An 18,033-nucleotide genomic window follows, 5' to 3' on the forward strand; every position below is an offset into this window, starting at 1 on the left:
CCGTCCGACGCCATGACACGGCTTTTCGAACGAGGACTTGCTGCGGCGCTTCTGCTGCTGTTGCTGCTCTCCGGAGGCAAAGGCGCGGCCGCCAACCGCTACACGGAACTCTTCCGCGAGCGGGCCGACCGGGCCATTGCCGCCTTCGAGCGGGGGAAAACCGGCCATGACCGCCGCGAATCGCCTTGGAACGGCGACGTGAGCATGATCAATCTGGGATACTTGTGCTACGTGGTCGGCCTTGCAGACGAAGAGAAGCGATATGTAGATGTCGCCCTGAAAATGTACGACTGCTACCTCGATCAGGTGGATGGGAAGCGACTGACGGCCGACTTCCACGCCTATCGTCCCTTTGCCCTTATGACCCGACGTCTCGACACATCGGGCCTGTTGACCGGAGACCGCCGCACACGCGCCCGCAAATTGGCCGAAGGGTTCATGCACTGGTTCTCACCCCGTCACTCTGTCGCAAGGGTCTCCCTCGAGGAGATGTGGGACCACAATATCCACATGGCCACCTACGTAGCGGTCAGAGCACTGTCGTTGACCTTCCCCGACCTGCCGGGACGGACCGAGGCCGACTCACTCTGCAACGAGGTAGTCAACCGCATCATCCGGAAATGCGACCTCAACGAGAATGCCAGCAACTACTCGACACTCGGCGCCGCCTATTTTTACGACTTGCTCCGGCTCGACAACCGGATGGAGCTACTCTCCACGCCCGGATTCCGCGACTACTTTCTGCGGTGGCGCGACATGATGAGCCCGGCAATCATGCTGCCCGAATTCGGCGACAGCTATTTCTACCACAACCAACTGCCGCTCGATCTGGTTCTGATGATGGAAGTGGCGGCCGGAAGCTTCGATGACGCGTCGTTCTCCGACGAGGCGCAAAGGATCATGTCGTCATACGGCCATCCGGCCATCATCAGCGACGATCAGATGTTCCGCTCGCTGCTGCTGGCCGAACTGGAGCTTTCCTCCTCCTCACACGCCTCGGACAGACGTCTTTCGTTTGTTTCGAAGCGGCGTCTGGATTCCGGAGCCCTGACTTTCGACAAGCTGGTCCTGAAAACGGGAAACCGCCCCGGAGATGCCATGATCGCCATGGATCTCTACTGCCGGGGGAGCCATGCGCACGAATTCCGCGAATCGGCCATCCTCTACTACGAAGCAGGAGGGATCCCGCTCTTCCATAGTCTGGGACGCCGGGGCACCTCGGGAGCCAACTTCGCCAACCTCTTCTGGATGACACCGGCGGGAAACTTTCCGGGGCATCCGGCCAAACACGTCTGGAATACCATGACAATTCCCATAGATCGGCTCCAACCCAAAGGTGAAAAATACATTTTCGGCAGTCGCAAGCTCGATTTCAGAACCTTTCCACAAAAGGATCTGAACCATATCGTCTTCGACAATCTCCGGCTGGTCGGACCCAAGGATACGCTGCTGATCGACGGATTCGAGACAGCAGAACTCTGGGATCGCAATCTGCAGCAACACAATCCGGCCGTAAGGATCGAAAGCGTCGAAGATCGCACCGAAGGTGACAGGGCACAACAAATCCAGTGGAATCTGTTTACGAACGAGGTGGTGAGCCGGCTTCTCCCCGAGTCGTTCATGGAGATGGAGATCGATCCGAAGCGGTATGACCGGATCTGTCTGGACTACAAGTACGAGGGGCCGCTGCCCTGTTTTCACTTTCGGGGCTGGTGCGCCCGGCAATTGGACATGGGTTGCGCGGTATTGGCGTGCAAAGTCCGGGAAGCGATCGTCAAACAACTAAGGCAGGATGCCTATGCACGGATCGAATACGACAACTACATGGAGCCGGGGGCCAAACTGACCCGGGAGATCGTTCTGACCCGGGAGGGCATACTCGTCATCCGGGACACGTTCCACCCCACGGAACGCTGCATCGGGATGGATGTCGGCCAGCTCTGGCAGCTTTACACGCTCAAGGAGCGTGGCCGGGACTATTTTGTCGCCTTTGATGACGGGCGGTTTCCGCAACCGGACGGTCGGGCACGCGAGAAACGTTGCATGCTGGTGAAGTATCTCTCGCCGACCGACATGGAGTGCGGGCACAAACAGTTCGTCCCGGGCTACATGCACGCCTATCGGCTTGAAGCGGAGCAGCGCGTCAATTATCGATCATTCCATACGACCTACTCGACGACCCGCGTGAAGGATCTGAAACCGCTGTCTCTGCTGCAAGTGATCTATCCGCTGGCCGAATCGGAATACCGAAATGCGGCCCAGATCGCCTCGGAAACGCGACTTGAACCGTCCCAAAGCGAATCATCCATCCGTATTCCGACTCCCGACGGTCCATATGTCCAGATCTCCTTTACCCAAACACTTCCGACTGTAATACGACCAATGAAATGAAAAGCAACGGTCGCCCCCAACCTCATATCCGCAATACTCCTCGCTGAGACAGGACAAGTATATGTAACTCGGGATCGGGAATTTGGGGTTGTGTTTTCGCGGACGGGTCATTCAATAGAAGTTTTGGGGTTCGCCTTGGGAGAACCTCACCCGCCTCGCAGAGCGAGGACCTTTGTCGGACAAACCGCCGGTTGTCGGACAAAGGTACACCTCGCTCCCGTCAGGCGACGGGTACAGTTTCGGCATTCGCAGAGGACAATTCCTCTCCTGAAAAAGCAGTTCCGAAACGAAAAATCACGGACGGATTCTCCGCTGCAATATTACGAGGATCTTCAGGGATTAAAAAGCGCGGTTGTCGGCCATGCAAGGCCTCCGGAGCCCCCCCGAAAAACCGCATGGCCTTGCGGGCAGATGGATTCAAACCGACACATGACGGCATGGATATCGATGGAAAAAAGATTTCTCCAAATAAATATTTCCGGATTTACAGATTTCCGGAATTCTGGAAATATCCATCCGAAAAGAGATTCATGCACATTCATGGATATAGCGCTGAAAATCCGACACGACAAATCATCGATCCCTCAAATCATCAAACGATGAAAACTTCCGATCAACAAACATCCGGTTCCTGGAACATCTCCATCTGCAATCAGAAGGGAGGTGTCGGCAAGTCGGCCCTTACGACGCTTCTTGCCAGCTATCTGCACTACATCTGCAAATGCAAAGTGCTGGTGGTCGACTGCGACTATCCCCTAATCGTACCCAAGAATCGGATATCAAATTTATTGGATCTTATTTTGAGATGAGAAACATATAACGTATCTTTGCTTTGTAGCAAGGGAAAGTATTGGGACGTAAAATTACTCCAACAAACCAATGACCCGACAACAAAGAATCAGCTACAACACATTGATATATAGAGGCAAATAATTTTAGGTTCGAGCCCCTTCTTCCACCCGCAAGGGCCTCTTGAAAAAAAGAGGCCCTTTTTGTTGTCTATTGGCAGGAGGAGAGGGGGGGGGAGGGCTTCGGGACTGCCTCGGGGTTGCTCCGGAAAGCCCGGCCCCGGCAGGTCGCCTCACTCCGCCGCAATACGCAGCTCGGCCGGCTTCAGCCCCCGGGCCGTTACCCGGACCAGAATCTCTCCCGGACGGTCGTCGTTGCCGACAATCGCCGTCAACTGACCGCTAAACAGATGCATGCGGGGCTGACATGGTGGCGGCTCCACTCCTGGTTGTTGAGCGCGAAGTGCTTGATCGTCGCCATGACGCCCCCGTTCTGCAGGCCGAAGATATACCCCACGGCCGTCTTCGAGGTCAGATAGGGATCCTCGCCGAAATATTCGAAACTCCGGCCGCAGAGCGGACTGCGGCAGATATTGACACCGGGGCCGAGCAAGATCCCCACCTTCCGGGGGGGGGAAAAAAAAAATTCTCCGCCGTATAGCCCTTCACTGCGGCGGATTGTCCCCGGGCGGCCGAGAGCGAGAGAAGCAGCATCGGAATCGAAAGAAGCAAAGAAAAGAAAGAGGGAAGGAGTCTGATCCTTCCCTCTTTTCCCTGTATCGGGCCGGGAGTTGCGCAGCAGGGTTTCCGATTCCTTCGAATCGCCCCCTCCGCCGCACCTCCCTTGCGGATTACTTGCGGTAAACCTTCTTGTAGCCGTAGATAGCCTCGTCGCCGAGCTCCTCCTCGATACGGAGCAGCTGGTTGTACTTGGCCATACGGTCCGAACGCGACATCGAACCGGTCTTGATCTGGCCCGAGTTCGTAGCCACGGCGATGTCGGCGATCGTCGAATCCTCGGTCTCGCCCGAACGGTGCGACGTTACCGTCGTGTAGCCGGCGCGGTGAGCCATCTCGATGGCGTCGAGCGTCTCGGTCAGCGTACCGATCTGGTTAACCTTGATCAGGATCGAGTTGGCGCAGCCCATCTCGATACCCTTCTTCAGGAAGTTGACGTTCGTTACGAAGAGGTCGTCACCGACGAGCTGGCACTTGCCGCCCAGTTCGGCGGTCAGCAGCTGCCAGCCTTCCCAGTCGTTCTCCGACATACCGTCCTCGATCGAGTCGATGGGGTACTTGGCAACCAGACCCTTCAGGTACTCGACCTGCTCCTTCGAGGTACGCTTTGCACCCTTCTCGCCTTCGAATACCGTATAGTCGTAAACGCCGTCCTTGTAGAACTCCGACGAAGCGCAGTCCATACCGATCATGACGTCCTTTCCGGGAACGTAGCCGGCCTTCTCGATGGCCTTGATGATCGACTCCAGAGCGTCCTCCGTACCGTTGAGTGCGGGAGCGAAGCCGCCCTCGTCACCTACGGCCGTCGAAAGTCCGCGCTCGTGGAGCACCTTCTTGAGGTTGTGGAAGACCTCGGCACCCATGCGGACACCCTCCTTGAGCGAGGGAGCGCCTACGGGACGGATCATGAACTCCTGGAAAGCGATCGGGGCGTCGGAGTGCGAACCGCCGTTGATGATGTTCATCATCGGAACGGGCAGCGTCTTGGCGTTGGCACCACCGATATAGCGGTAGAGGGGCATTCCGAAGTAGTTGGCAGCGGCGCGGGCTACGGCCAGCGATACGCCGAGGATGGCGTTGGCGCCGAGCTTCGACTTGGTCGGCGTGCCGTCCAGAGCGATCATGGCCTTGTCGATGCCGACCTGATCGGAGACGTTCATGCCGATGATGGCCGGAGCGATCACCTCGTTGACATTCTTCACAGCGTTGAGAACGCCCTTGCCCAGGTAACGGTTCTTGTCGCCGTCGCGGAGCTCCAGGGCCTCATTCTCGCCCGTCGAAGCGCCGCTCGGAACGGCAGCACGACCGAAAGCACCGGATACGGTGCGAACTTCGACCTCAACGGTCGGATTGCCTCGCGAGTCGAGGATCTCTCTTGCATGAATCTCTACAATCTGCATAGTTGTAATAGTTTGAATGTTATGTACTTGAAAATACTTTTCCTTCAATGGCACCGCAAAGGTACAAAATAATCGCGAATAACGGTTTCAATATTGTTATTTTTTTCACGGCGCCGACACCGCAAGGGGCAGCCGTCCCGGAAGCACAACGTGCAAAGGTCTCTCCCAGGCCGCCACAGGGAGGAAAAACCCGCACCGTAACGTGCAAAAATGCCGCCGCGGCAGATCGGCGGCTCGGAGATTTCCGAAAAAAACGTATCTTTGGACTTCGGAATTCGTCCGCATCGGGCGTCGCCCCGCCGGGAGTTGCGCCGGGCGGACAATCCGGCAAGAGTTACCCATCCATGAAACGACTGATTCCGCTTCTCTGTCTGCTGTTGACGGGCCCGTGCGTGTGGGCACAAGGCTTCGAAAAGAATCTGCTGGGCGTCCGGACGGGCCTCGAAGTGGCCTGCATCCGGGCCCGGGGCGAATATGTCCGCGGAACGACCGATCCGCGCCTCGGATTTCGTTTCGCCGTATCGGACCAGGTGCTGCTGTGGCGCGGCCTACCTCTTTATATAGAGAGCGGCGTCGACTTTTCCAGTCGCGGAGGGCGTTATGAGGGCTGTTCGTTCCGGCCGATGTATCTGCAGGTTCCGCTGCTGCTCACCTGGCGCTTCGGGATCGGCAAACAGAGCTGCATCCGCCCCTTTGGCGGCCTCTGCTACGGCGTGGGGATCGGCGGCAAGGCCCGCACGGCGGACGCCTGGAGCGATCTGTTCGGAGCGGCGGGATTCCTCCGCCGCAGCAATCTGGGCATCCGGCTCGGTGTCGAGGTCTCGATCCGCCGGATCTGCATCCAGGCCGGATTCGACGCCGGATTGTGCAATCTCTTTGCCGGAAACGGCAGTCAGACTCCGCTACTGCCCGCCGGGATCTCGGATTTGCGAAGCCGCAGCGTCTCGGTCGGCATCGGGTACGACTTCTGACCCGGGCGGACGACATGCCCGGCTCCGAAAGGCCGTTCGCACACCCCTCCACCGAACGATCCGTCCTACAATAGCGGACGGGCCACTCCCGCCAGGAGAGGCCCGTCCGATCACTATCCGGCCCCGTCGCCAGTCCCTACCGCATGAGCACCGACGAATCGCCGTAGCTCAGGAAACGGAAGCCGTGCGAAAGGGCATAGTCGTAAATGCGCCGCCAATCGTCGCCCACAAAGGCCGAAACCAACAGCAGCAGCGTCGATTTGGGCTGGTGAAAGTTCGTGACGATGTTGTGCACGATGCGGAATTCGTAGCCCAGCGGCGTAATCATGATCTGCGTGGCGGCCTTCAGCCGGTCAGTCCCCTCACGATCCATCCAGGCCAGCAGGTCGCCGAGCGCCTCACGGCCCGTATAGTCCGACGGGATGTCGTAGAGTTCCCACTGGCCGATCACGCGGTCGGCATCGGGCGTCCCCGCGGTGCGGATGCGCCAGCCAAGCGCCGTGAGCGACTCCAGCGTCCGCACCGAGGTGGTGCCGACGGCCGTGATGTGGCCCCAGCGTTCGAGCAGCCGGGCCACCGTTGCGCGACGCACCTCGAAGTGTTCGGTGTGCATCGGATGGCGGGCGGCATCCTCGTCCTTCACGGGCAGGAACGTCCCCGCCCCGACGTGCAGCGTCACCTCCTCGAACTCGAAGCCGCGCTCCTTCATCGCGTCGATCAGTTCGGGCGTAAAGTGCAGTCCGGCCGTGGGGGCCGCCACCGACCCCTCGAACTTCGAATAGACGGTCTGGTAACGCGTATTGTCGATCTCCTCACTCTCGCGGTTCAGGTAGGGCGGGATCGGGATGCGCCCCAGATGCTCCAGCAGCTGGCCGAAGGTCATCGGCGCCGTCCACTCGAAGCGCACCGTGCACTCGCGGCCGCGGTCCTCCGTAAGCCACGCCCGGAGATATTCGGCCCGGCCCTCGTGTTCGAAGTTGATCTCCACGTAGCCCTCCTTCCACTTCTTGCGGTTGCCCACGATGCACGACCACTCGCAGCGGCCCACGACGGCAAAGGCCCGCTCGTAGTCGGCCGGGCGGTGCGGTTCGAGGCAGAAGACCTCGATGCGCGCGCCCGAAGGCTTGTGCATGATGATCCGCGCACGGATCACCTTCGTGTTGTTGAAGACCAGCAGTTCGCCGGCGGGCAGCACCTCGCCGATGTCGGCAAAATGACGCTCGGAGATCTCGCCGCCACGATAAACGAGCAGTTTCGAGGCACTGCGTTCGGCCAGCGGGAATTTGGCAATCCGCTCGTCCGGAAGGTCGTAATCAAAACGGTTTATGTCGATGTGTCTTTCCATTTTTGCCCGTAATTTTGCGGCAAAGTTACGATTTTTTGTAACTTTGCGGCGCTTAATGTTCAAAAACGATGAAAACCGACTTCCTGGTTATCGGTTCCGGCGCCGCGGGTCTCTCCTTCGCGCTGAAAGCCGCTGCCCACGGGCACGTTACGATCGTGACCAAGGGCGAAATGAATGAGTGCAACACCAACTACGCACAAGGCGGTATCTGTTCAGTCACCTACGCCCCCGACACCTTCGAGAAACACATCCACGACACGATGGTCTGCGGCGCGGGCAAGTGCGACCCCAAGGCCGTCGAGCTGGTCGTACGCCGCGCTCCGGAGCTGATCGCCGACCTGATCGCCTGGGGGACGCGCTTCGACAAGACCCCCGACGGACGTTTTGAACTCAACCGCGAAGGCGGCCACTCCGAACACCGGATCCTCCACCACGAAGACCTCACGGGCGCCGAGATCGAACGCGCCCTCGTGGAGTCGGTCCGCAAGCATCCCGACATCACGGTCCTCGAGCACCACTTCGCCATCGACCTGCTCACGCAGCACCATCTGGGCGAATTCGTCACGCGCCACACGCGCGGGCTGGCCTGCTTCGGGGCCTACGTCCTCAACATCGACACGAACGAGATCGAGACCATCCTCTCGAAGTTCACGATCGTCGCCACGGGCGGCTGCGGCAACGTCTACTCGTCGACCTCGAACCCGATTGTCGCCACGGGTGACGGCATCGCCATGTGCCACCGCGCCAAGGCCATCACCGAGAACATGGAGTTCATCCAGTTCCATCCCACGACGCTCTACAACCCGGGCGAAAAGCCCAACTTCCTGATCACCGAGGCTATGCGCGGCTTCGGCGCCATCCTGCGCCTGCCCGACGGCACGGAGTTCATGGACAAGTACCACCCGATGAAGTCGCTCGCACCGCGCGACGTGACGGCCCGGGCCATCTACCGCGAAATGACCCGTCTGGGCATGGACTACGTCTACCTCGACGTCACGCACAAGGATCCCGACTCGGTGCGCAGCCACTTCCCAAACATCTACGAGAAGTGCCTCTCGATCGGCATCGACATCACCAAGGACTGGATCCCCATCACGCCGGCGGCCCACTACTGCTGCGGCGGCGTGAAGGTCGACACCAACGGCGAGACCTCGATCCGCAACCTCTACGCCCTGGGCGAAACCTCCTGCACGGGGCTGCACGGCGCCAACCGGCTGGCCTCCAATTCGCTCATCGAGGCGGTGGTCTACGCCGACCAGGCCGCCCGCCATACGGCCCCGCTGGTCGACAAGGTCGATTTCCAGGAGGGGATCCCCGACTGGGACTTCGAGGGAACGCAGCACACCGAGGAGATGCTGATGCTGATCCAGTCGAAACGCGAGGTGCAGCAGATCATGACCAATTACGTGGGCATCGTGCGCTCGAACCTCTCGCTCAAACGCGCCATGCGCCGCCTGTCGATCCTCTTCGAGGAGACCGAGGAGCTCTACAGCAAAACCAAACCCAACCGCGAGCTGTGCGAACTGCGCAACATGATCGCCGTGGCCTACCTGATCATCAAGCAGGGGCGCGAGATCAAGGAGTCGGTGGGATGTCACTACAATATGGATTACCCGAAAGCCTGATACATGACCCTACAGGAAGAGATCACCCGACGGCGGACCTTTGCCGTCATCGCCCACCCCGATGCGGGAAAAACCACCCTTACCGAAAAACTGCTCCTCTTCGGCGGCGCCATCCACGTGGCGGGAGCCGTCAAAAGCAACAAAATCAAGAAGGGAGCCACCTCCGACTTCATGGAGATCGAGCGCCAGCGCGGCATCTCGGTGGCCACGTCGGTGATGGGTTTCGAGTATGAGGGCCGCAAGATCAACATCCTCGACACGCCGGGCCACGAAGACTTCGCCGAGGATACCTACCGCACGCTGACGGCCGTCGATTCGGTGATCATCGTCATCGACGGCGCCAAGGGCGTCGAGTCCCAGACCCGCAAGCTGATGGAGGTGTGCCGCATGCGGCAGACGCCCGTGATGGTCTTCATCAACAAGCTGGACCGCCCCTCGAAGGAGCCCTTCGACCTGCTGGACGAGGTGGAGAAGGAGCTGCACATCCGCGTGCGGCCGCTGACCTTCCCGATCTCGAACGGCCCCACGTTCAAGGGGGTCTACAACCTCTATGAGCGCCACCTCTCGCTCTTCACCTCGGACGAGAAGTTCACGGCCGACGCCTCGACGGTCGAGATCTCGAACCTCTCGTCGGCGGTGCTCGACGACCACATCGGAACGAAATACGCCGACCAGCTGCGCCAGGATGTCGAACTGGTCGAGGGCGTTTACGACGAATTCGACCGCGAAGCCTACCTGCGCGGCGAACTGGCCCCGGTCTTCTTCGGATCGGCGGTGAACAACTTCGGCGTGAGGGAGCTGCTCGAGTGCTTCATCCGCATCGCCCCCTCGCCGCGCCCCTCGCAGACCGAAACCCGCACGGTAGAGCCCTCCGAACCCAAGATGACGGGCTTCGTCTTCAAGATCCACGCCAACATGGATCCCAACCACCGCGACCGCATCGCCTTCCTGAAGATCTGCTCGGGTATCTTCGAGCGCAACAAGAACTACCTCCACGTGCGCAGCGGCAAGCAGATGAAATTCTCCTCGCCGACAGCCTTCATGGCCGAAAAGAAATCGGTCATCGACACGGCCTATCCGGGCGACATCGTGGGTCTGCACGATACGGGCAACTTCAAGATCGGCGATACGTTCACCGAGGGCGAGAAGCTCAAGTTCACGGGCATTCCGTCGTTCGCCCCGGAGCAGTTCCGCTACATCGAGAACGCCGACCCGATGAAATTCAAGCAGCTGGCCAAGGGTATCGACCAGCTGATGGACGAAGGCGTGGCGCAGCTCTTTACGTCGTCGCTCAACGGCCGCAAGATCATCGGTACGGTCGGAGCGCTGCAGTTCGAGGTGATCCAGTACCGTCTGGAGCACGAGTACAACGCCGCGTGCCGCTGGGAGCCGATCTCGATCTACAAGGCCTGCTGGATCGAGAGCGACAACGCCGCCCAGCTGGCCGACTTCAAACGCCGCAAACACACCAACATGGCTGTCGACAAACACGGCCGCGACGTCTTCCTGGCCGACACGAGTTATGCGCTGGCGCTGGCCCAGGAGAACTTCAAGGATATCCGCTTCCACTTTACCTCGGAGTTTTAACGAGTGACCCAGCAGGGGGGGGGCAAGCGTGAAGAACCGGCGAGCAGGAAAGAACCGGCGAGCAGGAAAGGACCGGCGCTGGTTGTGATCCCGACCGACCACAAAGAGAGCCCGGTGCAAGCCGTGAAACCCAACCGGCCGCAGGAAGGACCTGGAGCAACCCGAAAAACCCGACCGGCAAAGGTACACATAAACAGAAGGGCGGAGCGACATCAGTCGTTCCGCCCTTTTCGCGTCCGCATGTTCAACAGCCGAACAGCATCCAGAAGCGACGGGGCAGCGAAATATTCTCCACATCGCGGGCCGCGGCAAAAAGAGGCGCTATCTCTTCCGGCGAAAAACCCGCGATGCCGCAACCGATCTCGGTGACGAGAAACTTCAGCTGCGGATGTTGCCGGGCGAAGGCAATGAATTCGTCAACATAGGGGCGAATGGTCTCCACGCCGCCCTGCATGGTCGGGATGGCATAACTCTGCCCCTGCAGGCCGACACCTTGCCCCCAAACGGCTCCGAACCACTGGAGGGCCAACCGGGCGGCACCACCGGCGTGCATCCCGGCAAGGTTGCTTCCGAAGACGAAGATCTCGTCGGGATGGAGTGTTGTCACGCAATCGGGAGTAATTCTCATGACAAACTAACTTTTGTTAAATCATCAAAAGCCAATTCAACAATTTTACCAATCTTCAGCATTGTTATTGGCTTTCACCTTTTCAATTATTCCAGATAGAATGTTATTTATATAGCTTTCGATGGCGTATTTTGCCTCTGCATTTCGAACAGATCCATCGGAATAATTGAAAATAAATTGTTTTTTGTAAACTCTTTATAATCCTTAGGATTGGCAAATACAACCATACGAGGAATCATAAAACGATGAACACCAATATTTTTTATTACAGGTGCATCTATCCGAAATTTGCATCTTTAACCTCAAACCTCAATGTAAAATCCAAGTCCATGATAAAATTTACCAAAGGACCTGCTTTAAGTCTATAGAGATCCAGTTTATAAGATGACACCATAATTTGATTCTCATTGACAATTCAACTATTGTCATTATCAACTGGTAATGTATTTTGAATACAACATCTCAGATCAGACAAAATTTCCTTACCTGTTTTATTTTCATCAACAGCGACAACCACAAAGTCCTTACTTCCCGCAAATTTAAAACCATGCGGGGTTAATTCAAAATAATTTCCGGCTATAACATTAGCAATTGCCCTCAAAAAAGACAACAAATACAAAAAAACTTTTTCATAGCATCACAATTTCTCATAAAAAAGGCTCGGCAATCATGTGATTGTCAAGCCTTTTATTCAGTCGGGGTGACTGGATTCGAACCAGCGACACACGCCCCCAGACGTCACAAATCACCATTAAAAATCTATTAACCAGACAATTGCATCAACAAACTATCTACGGTTTACACGGCAGTTTACACGGGTGCAAAACCACGGTTGGTTAAACAATAAGTGAATTGTGTTGATATGACATAAAAGAAAGGACAAACTTTCGCAAAGGGGCTCAAATATGCCCCCTTGCAAAGTCTGTCCTTGGAAAAGATTGATTGCTTTTGTCTCTATAAACAAAAATCCTCGACTGCATGGCCGAGGATGTATCGTTAATATAGATATGGATTATTTGAGGTCTTTGGCTTTTACCCGTACAACCTTACCATCACGCACAATCACCAATTCCCCGTCCTCTTTTTTTGTCTTTTCAATCAGACGTTTGCGGGCAAGCAAAATCCCTGCATTAATCTTTTCCTGCATTTGTTTGATTTCAATCTCGCTCATGGTCTGTAATGATTTTATAAGATAACGTATCTTCAATTTGAATTGTTGCATCCTTCTCTCCTGATGCAATGATTTTAATTTCTGCGTCTGCCGAACTATTGTCGTATATCGTCCAAAAATCGCAAACGGGTGTATAAAGCATTGTCAAGTTGCATAGTCCGTTTGCATAACGACGGCGAATTACATCCGATGGGATATTGTGGCCACCCTCGCTTACCCGTGTTGCAACGCGCTCGATCGCTTGTTCGGGTGTCGGCAACCAGAAATAAAGCAAGGTTACGAAATAGCCTTTTGCGTGAGCCCGTTCGATAAACTTTACATAGGAACGGGTTGCCAATGTCGTTTCAAAAGCAAAATCCGCACCCTCTGAAAGCAAATCCTCCATGCGTTGCAACATCAACCGTCCAGCCTCGATGGCCACACCTTCGGGATTGAACGGTGATAGCCCCTTTGCAATCTCGTCTGCATTGACAAACTCTTTACAACCGAGCATTTCGGGTAACACGGTGTAGGATGCAGTCGTTTTCCCTGCACCGTTGCAACCTGCTATGATATATAGTTTCGGCATATCGTATGAACAAAGATAGGTAATTTATATGAATTGTTCCAAATATTTCTCGTTGAAGCAGGAACCTGTCTATTGCCAGATAATAAAGGACAAACTTGTGCAGAGCGGTATAATATAGACCGTCTGCACAAGTCTGTCCTAATGCACAGTACTAATATCTTTTATTGTCTAAACTCGACTTCGTCTACAACCAATTCCTGATTGCCGAATGTATAAAATCCAAATCCATTATACTGCAAAGGCATATAGCGAATTGTCAATATAGATACTCCATCGACTTTGAATGTTAAAGTCTGGCCGTCGCTGATCAAGGCCCACTCCATGTCCGAACGACGCTTACCTGTCCATTTGATACCTTGCATAATATCGCCGACAATCATATTGTCTTCATATCGAGTAAATTTGACGAAATCGTCATTGAAGGAGAATGCATAAAAATTACCTCCGTCTCGATAATTGAATACCAAACCGACTAATCGATCTTCTGCTAACTGTTTGACATTAACTTTTACCTGTATCTCGAAAGGTTTCATCACATCAATTGGAGCGTAGCAATGAGTTTCAAAGAAGGTATTTTCTCCTGCTTTTACAGATGTGCCAGATGCGGCGCTCATCACAGCAGATAAACCTTTTTTTTCACCTTTTGATTTAATGGTCATCACACCTTTGTCAATAATGGCGGTTCCGATACCATTCTTATATGCACATTCCGTCCACTCCAATGAGTTAGAATCAAATGTTTCTTTATATCCTTGTGCATTTACTGATACCGATGCAGAAAAAAGAACTGCACACAAAATAAGTTTTTTCATGATTCTTAAATCTGGGATTTATAATTATAAACTGTGCATTTTCCCTAATCGCGTCTGCAATTCCTGTAACATCGGCTCCAACTCTTTCACGATGCGGTCTACATTGGTAAATTCACCGTGTCTGGCGGCCATTGCACTCGCCACCTCGGATGAAACCTTTATCTGGAATGCAACTTGTGCAGGCGTAGATATATCTCTTACCGTAACACGTGTTCGCATTTGCTTGTCAGACAATTGGAAGGTCTTATAATGCCACGGAGTTTGTAAATAACCACCACTGTAATCCGTGGTTGCAATTTCCTCAAAATAATTTAAGAGAATTTGATGCAATAGTCCCCATGCTTTTGTAACATTGATTGTCCCTTGTTCATCAATCGTATATAGGGAATTGTCGAGTGTGACAGTCATAAATTTGTTGACTAAACCTGAAGCCGCAGTCGCCCGATAAAAACCATCATCTTGTAATGTATAAGAAACTGAACTCCGAACGTCGTCAGCATATATTTTCGTTTCAAGAGGCTTATATCCCTCACACTCGATTCGAATTGCGATAACATCTGTTTTCTTTTTGGGCCTGTTGAATTCTGCAAAGCCATAACCTACGAACTGATTATTGACAAAAATGGAGGCTTCTTTGGGCTGCGCCATTACTTTGAATGTTTTGCTTTTGGCACCGTTGGCAAGATTTAACCCACCTAATAAGAAGATGAGCAGTAAAAATAGATTTTTCATTGGAAATGTATTTTAATAAGTTGATAGTGTCTTAGAATCAGATGAATAGGTTTTATATTCATCCAAATAAATACTAATCTCAGATTTTATCCCTTTTGTGAAAAATCTGCGATTTACAAATGATATTCCGTCGTCAGTGCAAGAAACAACAATATATTTTTGTTTTCGAGGGATGGAATAATTGATAATACCATTACCTTGATATTGACCGTCTATGTAAATTGCCGCTTGATGCGGTTCACAATAAACTGTAATCCGTTGAGGTGCACATGAAAGCAAAAAGGAGGATGTAAACGCACAACTCCATAAGATCAGTTTCTTCATAGTAAGAAAATCTTACTATCCGCACCTCGATAGTGATTATAAAAAGCAGAAAGCGTGGTGCTGAAAACTTATTCTATTAGAGTAGGTCGTAGGAAACCTTGAAGATAAAATAAGCAACAACACCACGCCTATATCCATGAATGGATATGACGCGGCAAGATGTCAGCTAATTCCCTCTTCAGATTGAATTTCCTACGTTCACTCTAAAGGAATAAGCTACACTTTCCGTGTATTCAATATGTTACTGCAAAAGTAACATATTCGACGGAAATTACAAAACATCTTGCCCATTCGGGTGTTGTTGCTGATACAAATTTCGCTAAAACAAAGTTTTCCGACAATAGCAATTCGAGTGGAAAGTAACCTTTGTTCTTCTGAATTTGGGCAGATTTGCACGAATTTCAACTTTACGCCTGCATAAACCCTGAAATTCTGCTTTTCAGAACCCTGAAAACCTCGGATTCCGACTTTACGTCAGCATAAATTCCATATTCGCAAGTTGCAGATTTTGCAGCAAATTGTAAAGTGTAGATTATAAATAATATAGCAATCTCGCTATATATTAGTACGCTTTGTTTGGAGCATAAGAAAATACCCCTGCCGTCGTAAGACAGCAAGGGTATTCGTCTCTGTAAAGCGTTACTCCACAAACCAACTGTACTCGGTATCACCCTCCAAGGCCCGACCGATTCCTGCAATCAGCTCCGTTGCATTCAGCGACCTGTCAAGGAAGGTGTCAATATAGCGCCCAATACCGTTTCAATAAAACTCTGGTGGGAGATCGTCACCTCGTTGTCCTTGCTGAATACGGGAACGACACAATCGTTTTTCAGATGGGCCATATCGACAGGCCTGGTGTTGGCCTCGATAAAGTGACGGGTACGCGTTACACTCCCCAACGACACAATCGGCGTTACGGGACGCTCCTCCACGATGGGGAGATTCAACCCTGCGGCAAACTCGGGTTCAGGCTGAAAGGCTGGAAGCATGGCTGTGGAGGTTTTGCGTGGAAGGATTCGATTGCGCGGTCTGCGTTAGGTTGCACCATTTGAGGATGGCTTGCCCCACGGCAGGGGTTATCATGAACTCGGGACGACCCGTGAAGAGCCCCGTTCGGTCTTTGGAGGTAGTGGCCTTGTGGTTCATGGCGATGTCCAGCACGGCGGTGAACTCATAGTCCACGTTATCGCGCTGTACGGCCTTCAAGCCCACCTTCTCAGGGACCATCTTGCCGTTCTTGTCCGAGAGGACATAATCCTGCTTGGAGCGCATGGTGCAGATGATGTGGCACGAGGAGTTGAGAATGCGTTGGATGAAGGCATTCTGACGGGGCGTGACCTTGGCCCAGTTGGCAAAGGAGTTGCCTTGCAGGTTGGCGTGGAAATCGAGCAGGTAATCCCAGCAATGGGAGATGCTGTCGATAATGATGACCTCGGCACCCGCCTGTTCACAGATGCCGATGGCCTCGATGTAGGTCTCGGGAGAGTAGTCGGGCAGGGTGAGAACCTGATAATTGCCCAGATGGGCATAGAGATCGGCCGAACCGTTCTCGGAATCGATGACGGCAACACGGGACCAGTCGGAGGCCATGCCGTAAGCAATGAGGAGCGAGGAGTAGGTTTTTCCCGACCCCGAGGCTCCAGCCAGTGCCAGCCTCATTTTGGCTGCACGGCGCATGGATGGACGTAATTGCATAAAGCTACAAATTGGATGATGAATAAATACACTCATCATCTGTCTGTTGCTTTTGTTGTTAGTCTGGAAAAATTCCCGACAATCAGCCACAAAAAATCCCTCCCCGAAATTCGCTTTCCATGCCGAACAAGGGGAGGGGTGTTTTACGGAGTGTTTGTATGTGAGCAGTATTATTGCTTAGAGAATATCAATCGGGAAGTTTGTCCCTTTGTCAAAAATATTTTTGACAAAGGAGACTCTTGTATAATTCCAGGAGCAGCATTCTCGATATCTATATTAGATGATAATTCTATTTGCACAATAAGCCAGATATTGTCTGTACCTATGTGTTGTTGGTAATTTCTAAATTTGTGGTACTTTTTCTCTTTGATATATTCATATAGTTCTTGAATATCAATATCATAAATATAAAAAGAACCTTGATTGATGCAAGCAAAAGTCTTTTTCTCTTGATGGGTATCTATGCTTGCTATATATTTTGTGTTTGTTCTACCTTCTTTGTAGTATCTAATAAAGTCTGTCATAAATTCGTCATAGGTACATCCTTTAGAAGCGATATTCTTAAGTTGAATCTGAAAACATAGCGGCATATCTAATGATGCAGCAAGATCCTTTGAGAGGAGGTTACATAGATTATCCCAGTGTCTTTTATCTTTTATTATAGCTGAATTCGGATAGTAACTAAGAATTTCTATCCCTATACGTTCTCCTCCAATGTTTAATAGAAAATCAGGCTCCTCTGAATTATATTCTTCATATACATAATCTTTGATGTCAAGACTATTTAATACGGATTTTAACGAGGTCAGCTCATTAAATTTTTGTGTTCTATAATTTGAAGGCTTATTTGTGGGGAACTGTGTAAAATCAGAGTCTACTTCATTTGCAAATTTCGCAAACTGCTCATATGCATTTGTTATTATGTCTTCAATATTCATATAACAACTATTTTTTACAAAGTTATTATAATTATTGTGCTATCATCCGATCTCTTACGATAACTATACATGCCGTTGTTTTGCCATTGATTTTCGGTGATGTCATTTTCACCTCGTATCATTTGGCGAGATCGGTCGCTTTTGCAGTTTGTTGAATGCCCAAACTGTCGTATATCTTTTGCAGTTCCGTTTTGACCTTGCTCTTTGCGATGGATGCCTGCTTGGCAAAGGTCTCATTTATCATCTTGACAATCTTGCGTTCAACAGGAACAGACCACCGCTTTGTCAACTCCCTGCGGATGTTGCCTACATGATATTTC

General features: G+C 52.7%; 16 protein-coding genes and 4 pseudogenes. 5 read left to right on the top strand and 15 right to left on the bottom strand.

The window, feature by feature from the left end:
- The first annotated feature begins 12 nt into the window (after positions 1–12).
- Together B5G09_RS09785 and B5G09_RS09790 are read left to right on the top strand one after the other, a co-directional pair.
- On the top strand, positions 13–2,391 hold the full coding sequence (locus B5G09_RS09785) for a hypothetical protein (protein ID WP_087405014.1): 2,379 nt from the start codon (positions 13–15) through the stop codon (positions 2,389–2,391).
- Positions 2,392–2,990: 599 nt separating this feature from the next.
- A pseudogene (locus B5G09_RS09790) lies at positions 2,991–3,146 on the top strand (ParA family protein); the annotation flags it as partial.
- Positions 3,147–3,472: 326 nt separating this feature from the next.
- Here the strand turns inward: B5G09_RS09790 and B5G09_RS14490 are convergent.
- From B5G09_RS14490 to eno, 3 genes and pseudogenes are all read right to left on the bottom strand, one after another.
- Positions 3,473–3,595 carry a hypothetical protein gene (locus tag B5G09_RS14490; protein WP_262481265.1) on the bottom strand — a complete coding sequence of 41 codons (123 nt, stop codon included), beginning with the start codon at positions 3,593–3,595 and terminating at the stop codon, positions 3,473–3,475.
- 5 nt (positions 3,596–3,600) lie between these two features.
- Positions 3,601–3,807: pseudogene (locus B5G09_RS14370) on the bottom strand (glycoside hydrolase family 3 N-terminal domain-containing protein); the annotation flags it as partial.
- A gap of 223 nt (positions 3,808–4,030) precedes the next feature.
- Complete coding sequence (gene eno, locus B5G09_RS09800; RefSeq protein WP_087405016.1) at positions 4,031–5,317, bottom strand: phosphopyruvate hydratase; 1,287 nt, start codon at positions 5,315–5,317, stop codon at positions 4,031–4,033.
- Between the two features lie 344 nt (positions 5,318–5,661).
- On the opposite strand from eno, the gene B5G09_RS09805 reads away from it, so the two are divergent.
- Positions 5,662–6,288 carry a PorT family protein gene (locus B5G09_RS09805; RefSeq protein WP_143256531.1) on the top strand — a complete coding sequence of 209 codons (627 nt, stop codon included), beginning with the start codon at positions 5,662–5,664 and terminating at the stop codon, positions 6,286–6,288.
- Positions 6,289–6,424: 136 nt separating this feature from the next.
- Here B5G09_RS09805 and B5G09_RS09810 read toward each other — a convergent pair whose 3' ends face one another.
- Positions 6,425–7,633, bottom strand: a complete 1,209-nt coding sequence (locus B5G09_RS09810; protein ID WP_087312266.1) for an S-adenosylmethionine:tRNA ribosyltransferase-isomerase — start codon at positions 7,631–7,633, stop codon at positions 6,425–6,427.
- A 68-nt stretch (positions 7,634–7,701) separates the two neighbouring features.
- Here B5G09_RS09810 and nadB point away from each other — a divergent pair, with 68 nt between their 5' ends.
- Both nadB and B5G09_RS09820 read left to right on the top strand, forming a co-directional pair.
- Positions 7,702–9,258, top strand: a complete 1,557-nt coding sequence (gene nadB, locus B5G09_RS09815) for an L-aspartate oxidase (RefSeq protein ID WP_087405018.1) — start codon at positions 7,702–7,704, stop codon at positions 9,256–9,258.
- Positions 9,259–9,261: 3 nt separating this feature from the next.
- Positions 9,262–10,845 carry a peptide chain release factor 3 gene (locus B5G09_RS09820; protein ID WP_087405019.1) on the top strand — a complete coding sequence of 528 codons (1,584 nt, stop codon included), beginning with the start codon at positions 9,262–9,264 and terminating at the stop codon, positions 10,843–10,845.
- A 244-nt stretch (positions 10,846–11,089) separates the two neighbouring features.
- Here B5G09_RS09820 and B5G09_RS09825 read toward each other — a convergent pair whose 3' ends face one another.
- From B5G09_RS09825 to B5G09_RS09865, 11 genes and pseudogenes are all read right to left on the bottom strand, one after another.
- The gene (locus B5G09_RS09825) at positions 11,090–11,473 is read right to left on the bottom strand and encodes a hypothetical protein (protein ID WP_087405020.1); all 384 of its coding nucleotides are present in this window, start codon (positions 11,471–11,473) and stop codon (positions 11,090–11,092) included.
- A gap of 415 nt (positions 11,474–11,888) precedes the next feature.
- Positions 11,889–12,086 (bottom strand): hypothetical protein, encoded by a 198-nt coding sequence (locus B5G09_RS13930; RefSeq protein ID WP_143256532.1) that lies wholly within the window; start codon positions 12,084–12,086, stop codon positions 11,889–11,891.
- A 399-nt stretch (positions 12,087–12,485) separates the two neighbouring features.
- Positions 12,486–12,644 carry a hypothetical protein gene (locus tag B5G09_RS14160; RefSeq protein ID WP_164496860.1) on the bottom strand — a complete coding sequence of 53 codons (159 nt, stop codon included), beginning with the start codon at positions 12,642–12,644 and terminating at the stop codon, positions 12,486–12,488.
- Entirely contained in the window at positions 12,631–13,212 is a 582-nt protein-coding gene (locus B5G09_RS09830; protein WP_087312276.1) for a zeta toxin family protein, read from the bottom strand. Before B5G09_RS09830 ends, B5G09_RS14160 begins: the two co-directional genes overlap by 14 nt.
- A gap of 161 nt (positions 13,213–13,373) precedes the next feature.
- On the bottom strand, positions 13,374–14,024 hold the full coding sequence (locus tag B5G09_RS09835) for a hypothetical protein (RefSeq protein WP_087312278.1): 651 nt from the start codon (positions 14,022–14,024) through the stop codon (positions 13,374–13,376).
- 24 nt (positions 14,025–14,048) lie between these two features.
- On the bottom strand, positions 14,049–14,756 hold the full coding sequence (locus B5G09_RS09840) for a hypothetical protein (RefSeq protein ID WP_241147626.1): 708 nt from the start codon (positions 14,754–14,756) through the stop codon (positions 14,049–14,051).
- A 12-nt stretch (positions 14,757–14,768) separates the two neighbouring features.
- Positions 14,769–15,080, bottom strand: a complete 312-nt coding sequence (locus B5G09_RS13935; protein WP_143256533.1) for a hypothetical protein — start codon at positions 15,078–15,080, stop codon at positions 14,769–14,771.
- A gap of 752 nt (positions 15,081–15,832) precedes the next feature.
- Positions 15,833–16,069 (bottom strand): annotated as a pseudogene (locus B5G09_RS09850) (DUF3871 family protein); the annotation flags it as partial.
- The gene (locus tag B5G09_RS09855; protein WP_087405021.1) at positions 16,047–16,775 is read right to left on the bottom strand and encodes an ATP-binding protein; all 729 of its coding nucleotides are present in this window, start codon (positions 16,773–16,775) and stop codon (positions 16,047–16,049) included. The gene B5G09_RS09855 and the pseudogene B5G09_RS09850, both read right to left, overlap by 23 nt.
- A gap of 170 nt (positions 16,776–16,945) precedes the next feature.
- Positions 16,946–17,713 carry a hypothetical protein gene (locus B5G09_RS09860; RefSeq protein WP_087405022.1) on the bottom strand — a complete coding sequence of 256 codons (768 nt, stop codon included), beginning with the start codon at positions 17,711–17,713 and terminating at the stop codon, positions 16,946–16,948.
- Positions 17,714–17,831: 118 nt separating this feature from the next.
- A pseudogene (locus B5G09_RS09865) lies at positions 17,832–18,033 on the bottom strand (hypothetical protein); the annotation flags it as partial.

The sequence above is a fragment of the Alistipes sp. An54 genome (assembly GCF_002159375.1).
Classification (GTDB): domain Bacteria; phylum Bacteroidota; class Bacteroidia; order Bacteroidales; family Rikenellaceae; genus Alistipes; species Alistipes megaguti.